Genomic DNA, 7,529 nt, shown 5'->3' with positions numbered 1-7,529 from the left:
CGCCGGACACCCATTCCAACAAGGGCCACCCCACCGGGGTGGCCCTTGTTGCGTTCGTGCTCTGGGTGCGTGCCCGCTGTGGGCGTCCTCGCTGACACTGGCCCCGATAGTGCACCACGCCCGACAAGTAGCTGCGCCGACAAGGTGCCGGGTCGTGGCGGGTCAGAGGGTCCGCTACCGTCCGCTACCGAGGGAGTACCTCCGGCTCGCACCAGCCCACCTGGAGTGTGATGACGCATCGGCCCGCCTTCAGGGATGATTCAGGGAAGACCCCGATGACGTCAGGCATGGGCTTGCGTACGGTGGGATCTCCCGAAGAGAACGCGAGGAGCGCAGGTGCTAGACGCCGTTGAAGGTCCCATCCTGGAGCTGGCGGCTTCGCCGTGGGTACTGCTTGTCCTTCTTGCCTGCTGCATCATCGACGGCTTCTTCCCACCGATCCCGAGCGAGTCGGTGGTGATCGCCCTGACGAGTCTGTCGATCTCCCACGAGGCTCCGAGTCTGTGGTGGATCGGGATCGTCGCGGCAGCCGGTGCGTTCATCGGCGACAACATCGCCTATCTCATCGGCACGCGACTGCCGATCCACCGGTTCCGCGTCTTCCGCAGCAGACGGGGTGCCAAGACGCTGGCGTGGGCAGAAGGTGCGTTGGCCCGCCGCGGTGCGGTGTTCATCCTCGCTGCGCGCTACATCCCCATCGGGCGCGTCGCGGTGAATATGACGGCGGGTGCGGTGGGCTACCCCTATCGGCGCTTCGTGCCGATCGCTGCGGTAGCGGCGGTGATGTGGGCGGTGTACTCCATTGCGCTGGGAGCCGGCGCCGGAGCAGCACTGCACGCCAATCCGTTGCTGGGTGTGGTGGTGGGCGTCGTCCTCGGCGTGGCGATGGGCTTTCTGGTGGATGGCGTGGTCCGGCTGGTCCTGAGGCGCCGTGGTGTCGACCCGGTCGCGGAGATCCGGCAGGCGGAGGTACGGAAGGAAGCAGCCGATACAGGCTCCTTGGAGTCACGATCCTGAGAGCACCCCGAGGGCGATCCGTTCGAATCGGAACGGATCGCGCCCTGTCCATGCCGGGGTGTCCCAGACCCGCGCCGACGGCTGCTCCGTCGTGAACGTCTGCCATCCGGGGCTGCCATCGCTGACGAATCCCGCAATCGCCGAATGCACCTCCCGTGCCAAGGTCTCGGGTGGACTCGTTCCCGCGATCCGCTCCACGCGGTCGGCGTCCAACCGCCCCCACGCGAAGGGCAGATCGACGCAGTGCACGGCGCGATCGGTGACGGGGGAGCGCCACCGGAAGTCCCACAACCACGTGCAACTTGCTGGTGATGCTGCGCGCGCAGTCGCGACCCGGACCGCCGGGATGCGGAAGACCCGGTCTGTGACAGCCTGGCCCAGCAGCTCGGCCGGGCTCCAGGCCGGGAACGCACGAGGATAGGCACGCGCCAAGGCTGGAGGCACGCCGAGACCCATCAGCACCGCGCCACCCACGCCCCGAGCGAGATACCGCTCGATCGGCGCCGTGACCCGATTGAACTCGTGGCTGGTGGCACCGAGCATCAGGGGGATACGGGGATCGCCTCGGAGCAGGTCCTGTGGGTCCTCGGGAAGCAGATCGCCGTCCAGTACCGGGCCGAACGTCGTAACCGGTTCCTCCCCGGCGAGCATCCGGTACAGGTTCGCGAGCGCGGAGAACAGATCGGCCGATCCGGTGGCCCGTTCGGCAGCCACGATGTCTGCGCGAGGAACGGCGCGCCACCCATCCAGCGTGTGCTCCACCCCGCACGCTGCGGCAAGGTCGCGACCGACCCGCTGCGCCGTGGCGACATCGATATCCGGCAGTGGAGCGGAGTGCGACACGGCACGCTGGAACAAGCCCGCGGCACGTGGCGCAGCGAGGAGGGCCAGCACGGCTCCTGCCCCGGCGCTCTGTCCGCCCAGGGTCACCTGACCGGGGTCGCCGCCGAAGGCCCCGATGTTCTTCTGTACCCACTCCAGCGCCGCGATCATGTCCCGCAGCGCACGGTTCGACGGCGCGCCGGGCACGTCGCCGTACCCTTCGAACCCGAGCCGGTAGGTGATCGTGACGACGACCACGCCGGAGGCGTTGAACGAGGCTCCGTCGAACCACGGCCCCCCGGGTGAACCACCCACGTAACTTCCGCCGTGCACCCACACGTAGACCGGCAGCTGGCCCGCCGTGTCCGGGGTGAACACGTTGAGATTGAGCACCTCGTCCCCGCCGACCACGGGTTCGGGGATCGAATAGGTGTCCCCGACTGGCCCCAGCGACGGTGTCGGCCCGTTCTCCAGCGCGTCTCGGACGCCGTCCCATCCCGGGTGCGGTGCCGGCGCAGCGAACCGCAGCTCGCCCACGGGTGCCGCTGCGTACGGGATGCCGCGGAACGCCAGCGACCCCGGCCGCACCACACCGCGTACGGTGCCGGCCCGGGTGGCCACGAGCACGGTGTCCTGCGTTCCAGCAGCCACGACTCAGATCTTCCGCAGGCCGAAACGACTGAGCCGGTGGTCGGAATCCTTGGTCAGCACCAGCGTCGCCCGTCCACGCGTCGGCAGTACGTTCTCCACCAGGTTGGGTTCATTGATCGACTCCCAGATCTGCAGCGCCCGGGCGCGCGCCTGCGCATCGTCCAGGGCGGCGTACCGGTGGAAGTACGAGCGCTCGTCGGCGAATGCCGTCTGCCGCAGGTCGAGGAACCTGTCGACATACCAACGCCGGATGTCCTCGGTCGCAGCGTCGATGTAGATCGAGAAGTCGAAGAAGTCGCTGACGGCGAGCGACGCCTCTCCCTGCGCCGTCACGCGCGCCGGTGCCAGCACGTTCAGGCCTTCCACGATGAGCACCTCGGGTGCCCGCACCTCGACCGTGCGGTCCGGCACGATGTCGTAGGTGAGGTGGGAGTACACCGGTGCGCTCACGCGATCGGCTCCGGCCTTGACCTGAGTGAGGAAGTCGAGCAGGGCTCGCCGGTCGTAGGACTCCGGGAAACCCTTGCGGTCCATCAGCCCTCGGCGCTGCAGCTCGGCATTGGGGTGCAGGAATCCATCCGTGGTGACCAGTTCCACCCGCGGCGTCTCCGGCCACCGACGCAGCAGTTCACGGAGGACCCGCGCCGCCGTCGACTTCCCCACCGCGACCGAGCCGGCGATGCCGATCACGAACGGCGTACGGTGCGTGCGCTCACCAAGAAAGGTCGACGTCGTGGCCCGCAACCGCTGCGAGGCGGCCACGTAGAGCGTCAGCAGTCGCGAGAGCGGGCGGTAGGCAGTGTCCACCTCGGCCAGATCGATCGGATCGCCCAGACCGCGTAGGTGCTCGACGTCATCGGCGGTCAGCGGGAGCGGTGTGGAGGCGGACAGGCGGCTCCAGGCCGTCCGGTCGAACTCCACGTACGGACTCACCGGAATGTCGGCACGAGTGAGGTCGGAAGCAGTCACACGCCTACTCTTCCACTCTTGCGCCTCGCGCGCGTACACGCCGTTACGCTGTGCGCATGTGCGGAATCGTCGGATACGTCGGCCCCGCGGCTGCCAGCAGCCGCCCGCTCGACGTGGTCATGGAGGGCCTCGGCCGGCTCGAGTACCGAGGGTATGACTCGGCTGGGATTGCGATCGCCACGCCCGGCGGCCTGGTATCGGCCAAGAAGGCGGGCAAGCTGACCAATCTCACCCAGGAGCTCGACGCGCGCCCGCTGCCTGAGGGCACGGCCGCGATCGGTCACACCCGGTGGGCCACCCACGGCGCACCGACGGACGCCAACGCTCACCCGCACCTCAGCGGCGACGGTCGCCTCGCCGTCATCCACAACGGGATCATCGAGAACTTCCACTCACTCAAGAGCGCGCTGGTCGCCGACGGGACGCAGTTCCACTCCGAGACCGATACCGAGGTGGTCGCCCACCTGCTCGCGGGCGCCTACGACGAGACCGGTGACCTGACCGAGGCGATGCGCCAGGTCGTGCGTCGTCTCGAGGGGGCCTTCACCCTGCTCGCCGTGCATGCTGACCAGCCCGGCACCGTGGTCGGCGCCCGCCGCAACTCGCCGCTCGTGATCGGCCTGGGCGAGGGCGAGAACTTCCTCGGCAGCGACGTCTCCGCGTTCATCGCCTTCACCCGCGAGGCCATGGAGATGGGGCAGGACGAGGTCGTCACCATCACCGGCGGTGACGTCGTGGTGACTGACACCGCCGGCACCGTCGTCCAGCCGCGCCGGTTCACCGTCGACTGGTCCGCCGACGCCGCCGTCAAGGGTGGCTTCGAGACCTTCATGAACAAGGAGATCCACGACCAACCGCAGGCCGTGGCCGACACTCTCCTGGGAAGGGTCGGAGAGAAGGGCGAGTTGATCCTGGACGAGATGCGTATCTCGGAGACCGTGATGCGCTCGGTCGACAAGATCGTGGTCATCGCCTGCGGGACTGCCGCCTATGCCGGGCACGTCGCCAAGTACGCCATCGAGCACTGGTGCCGCATTCCGGTGGAGGTTGAGCTGGCGCACGAGTTTCGCTACCGCGACCCGGTAGTCAGTGAGAAGACGCTGGTCGTCGCGATCTCCCAGTCCGGGGAGACCATGGACACCATCATGGCCGTCCGGCACGCACGCGAGCAGGGGGCCAAGGTGCTGGCCATCGTCAACACCCACGGCTCCACCATCGCGCGCGAGTCCGACGCCGTGCTCTACACCCACGCCGGCCCCGAGGTCGCCGTCGCCTCCACGAAGGCATTCCTCGCTCAGATCACCGCGTGCTACCTGCTCGGGCTCTACCTCGCTCAACTACGCGGCAACAAGTTCCCCGACGAGATCGCCGAGGACCTCGAGGAACTGCGGCTGATGCCCGAGCGCATCCAGCAGGTGGTCGACACCGAGGGCCACGTGCAGGCCGTCGCTCGCGAGCTCGCCGAGGAGCGCACGGTGCTGTTCCTGGGCCGGCACGTGGGATTCCCGGTCGCCCTGGAAGGGGCGCTCAAGCTCAAGGAACTCGCCTACATTCACGCCGAGGGGTTCGCCGCCGGTGAGCTCAAGCACGGTCCGATCGCTCTGGTCGAGCCTGGGCAGCCGGTCTTCGTCATCGCCCCCTCCCCGCGCGGGCGCGACGCCCTTCACGCCAAGGTGATCTCCAACATCCAGGAGATCCGTGCCCGTGGCGCCCGCACCCTGGTGATCGCCGAGGAAGGCGACGACGCCGTCGAACCGTTCGCGGACGTCGTCTTCCGGGTCCCTCAGACACCGACACTCCTAGCGCCGTTGGTGACTGTGGTTCCGCTGCAGATCTTCGCCGCGGCTCTGGCCACGGCGAAGGGGCTCGATGTCGACCAGCCGCGCAACCTCGCCAAGTCGGTCACCGTCGAGTAGGCGGACAGTCGGAGAGGTGCGTGATCGAGTGATAGTGGGTGTCGGGATAGACGTGGTGGACGTCGAGCGCTTCCTCGCCACGCTCGACCGTGCCCCCGGCTTGAGGGAGCGGCTGTTCACCCCGGCCGAGCGTGAGCTCCCGCCCTCCTCGCTTGCCGCCCGGTTCGCGGCCAAGGAGGCGATCGCGAAGGCGCTCGGCGCCCCAGGCGGGATGAGCTGGCAGGACGCTACCGTGCACCGCGTGGTCGGCGGCGCGCCCGTCGTCGACCTCAGCGGTACCGTGCTCGCGGCCGCTGAGGCACGTGGGGTGAGTTCCTGGCACCTGTCGATCTCCCACGACGCCGGTATCGCCTCCGCGGTCGCGGTCGCGGAGGGCTGATGATCCGCGGCTACGGCAGGCAGGCGGTCCAGGCAGCGGAAGAACGGCCGCTCGCTGCCGGCCGGCCGTTGATGCGCTGGGCCGCCCGCGGCATCGCCGCAGCCGTCCGGGAAGAGCTCGATGACCTCGCCACTCCGCGGAGCACGGCGCGTGTGCTCGTGCTCGTGGGAGGGGGTAACAACGGCGGGGACGGCCTCTTCGCGGCCGGCCTCCTCGCCGAGCGTGGTGTGGTTGTCTCAGCGCTGCTCCTGCGCGAGCAGGTCCATGCGGACGGCCTCGCCTTCGCGCGGCGCCATGGCGTGCGGATTCTGCACGCCGGCTCCCACGACGGCGACCCTCACCTTCCCGGAGCCGTCTCCGGTACCGGTGCGCAGCCCGTGGAGAACCCCGACGGCGTCCCGCACCTGCCGAACATCCCGGATGACTGCGAGTGGGCCGGCGAGGCGAGGCACGCTCACGTGTGGGTGGACGCGATGGCCGGTATCGGCGTCCGGGGCGGTCTGCGCGGGCCGAGCGCCGTCGTCGCCGGCGTGCTGGAGCAGATCCGTTCGATCCGTTCGACCCAGTCGTCAGCCAGCTCTGTGCGCGTGATCGCCGTCGACACCCCGAGCGGGCTCGGTGCTGACGACGGTGTGGTGCCCGGGCCGGTGCTACGCGCCGACCGGACCGTGACCATGGGGGCGATGAAGGCGGGTCTGCTGCTGCCGCCGGCGGCCGGGCTCGCGGGCAGGGTGGAGGTGCTGGATCTCGGACTGCAGTCCGAGATCGCCACCCAGCCGGTCGCCGTGGAACGGCTGGAGGCGGCGGATGTGGCGCGGCTGTGGCCGGTACCGGTGGAGTCGGACCACAAATACACCCGCGGCGTGCTCGGTGTGGTCGCCGGTTCCGCGACCTATCCGGGCGCGGCTGTGCTGACCGTCGGGGCCGCGCTGCGCACCGGCTGCGGCATGGTGCGCTACCTGCCCGGTGATGCGCCCGAGGTCGCCGATCGCGTGCTCGACCACTACCCCGAGACCGTGACCGCCCCCGGCCGGGTCCAAGCACTGGTCCTGGGGCCGGGCCTGTCGGTCGAGGCCGACCGGGATCGGGTCCGGGCGCAGGTGGCCGAGGCGGATGAGCTGGCCGGCGCGGCGGGCGCGCCGCTGCCGGCGCTGGTTTACGACGCCGGGGCACTGGCGGCACTCCCGCAGGATCCGCAGGTCAACCGACGCCGCCGGATCGTCCTCACCCCGCACGCGGGGGAGCTCGCCGAGCTGCTGACCGCGCGCGGGACGCCGGTCGACCGTTCCGAGGTGGAAGGTGACCCCGCTCGCTGGGTGCGTACCGCCGTCGAGGTCACCGGCGCCACGGTGCTGCTCAAGGGGGCGATCACACTGGTCGCCGGACCGGAGGGCAGTCCGTTCGAATCCACCTCCGCCGATGGAAGCCCGCTGCGGTCTACCGGATCGGGATTCGAGCGCGGGAACGGGATTCGGACGGGCGCGGCCGTGCTGCTGAGTCAGGCGGGCGGGCCGCCCTGGTTGGCCACCGCCGGCTCCGGAGACGTGCTCGCCGGGATCCTCGGCGCGCTGCTGGCCACCAGCGAGGCACCGGTGCCGCTCCTGGCCGCGATGGCGGCGCTGGTGCACGGCCGCGCCGCGCACCGGGCGAACCCGGGCGGCCCGGTCACGCCGTCCGACCTCATCCGTGCGCTCCCGGGGACCCTCGCGCAGATTCTCACGCTCCGATAACCGCCGCTGACACCCACATCGACACCCACAGTCGGTCCTCGAGCG

Annotated in this window: 6 protein-coding genes; 4 read left to right on the top strand and 2 right to left on the bottom strand. The window is 69.9% G+C overall.

The features are described from left to right. The first annotated feature begins 336 nt into the window (after positions 1 to 336). The gene (locus FV560_RS05495) at positions 337 to 1,017 is read left to right on the top strand and encodes a DedA family protein (RefSeq protein WP_159620195.1); all 681 of its coding nucleotides are present in this window, start codon (positions 337 to 339) and stop codon (positions 1,015 to 1,017) included. Here FV560_RS05495 and FV560_RS05490 read toward each other — a convergent pair. Continuing rightward, entirely contained in the window at positions 1,006 to 2,490 is a 1,485-nt protein-coding gene (locus FV560_RS05490; protein ID WP_159620193.1) for a carboxylesterase/lipase family protein, read from the bottom strand. The two genes, FV560_RS05495 and FV560_RS05490, sit on opposite strands and share 12 nt — an antisense overlap. Before the next feature lie 3 nt (positions 2,491 to 2,493). Next, positions 2,494 to 3,459, bottom strand: a complete 966-nt coding sequence (gene coaA / locus FV560_RS05485) for a type I pantothenate kinase (protein WP_200837539.1) — start codon at positions 3,457 to 3,459, stop codon at positions 2,494 to 2,496. A gap of 56 nt (positions 3,460 to 3,515) precedes the next feature. Between coaA and glmS the strand changes: the two genes are divergently transcribed. The 3 genes from glmS to FV560_RS05470 are packed head-to-tail and all read left to right on the top strand — an operon-like array spanning position 3,516 to position 7,484. Further along, complete coding sequence (gene glmS / locus FV560_RS05480) at positions 3,516 to 5,375, top strand: glutamine--fructose-6-phosphate transaminase (isomerizing) (protein ID WP_159620189.1); 1,860 nt, start codon at positions 3,516 to 3,518, stop codon at positions 5,373 to 5,375. A 28-nt stretch (positions 5,376 to 5,403) separates the two neighbouring features. Next, positions 5,404 to 5,754, top strand: coding sequence for a holo-ACP synthase (locus tag FV560_RS05475; protein ID WP_159620298.1), 351 nt, complete (start codon positions 5,404 to 5,406; stop codon positions 5,752 to 5,754). Continuing rightward, complete coding sequence (locus FV560_RS05470; protein WP_159620187.1) at positions 5,754 to 7,484, top strand: bifunctional ADP-dependent NAD(P)H-hydrate dehydratase/NAD(P)H-hydrate epimerase; 1,731 nt, start codon at positions 5,754 to 5,756, stop codon at positions 7,482 to 7,484. The genes FV560_RS05475 and FV560_RS05470 overlap by 1 nt, the downstream gene beginning before the upstream one ends. Positions 7,485 to 7,529 lie beyond the last annotated feature (45 nt).

The sequence above is a fragment of the Ruania rhizosphaerae genome, assembly GCF_009805705.1.
GTDB classification, from domain to species: Bacteria; Actinomycetota; Actinomycetes; order Actinomycetales; family Beutenbergiaceae; genus Ruania; species Ruania rhizosphaerae.
The sequence above is the reverse complement of the archived record's forward strand: the minus strand, read 5'-3'. Positions and strand labels throughout refer to the sequence as shown.

Coding starts and splice junctions, on each gene's coding strand:
- glmS (WP_159620189.1), top strand. CDS start 3,516: ATGTGCGGAATCGTCGGATACGTCGGCCCCGCGGCTGCCAGCAGCCGC.
- FV560_RS05470 (WP_159620187.1), top strand. CDS start 5,754: ATGATCCGCGGCTACGGCAGGCAGGCGGTCCAGGCAGCGGAAGAACGG.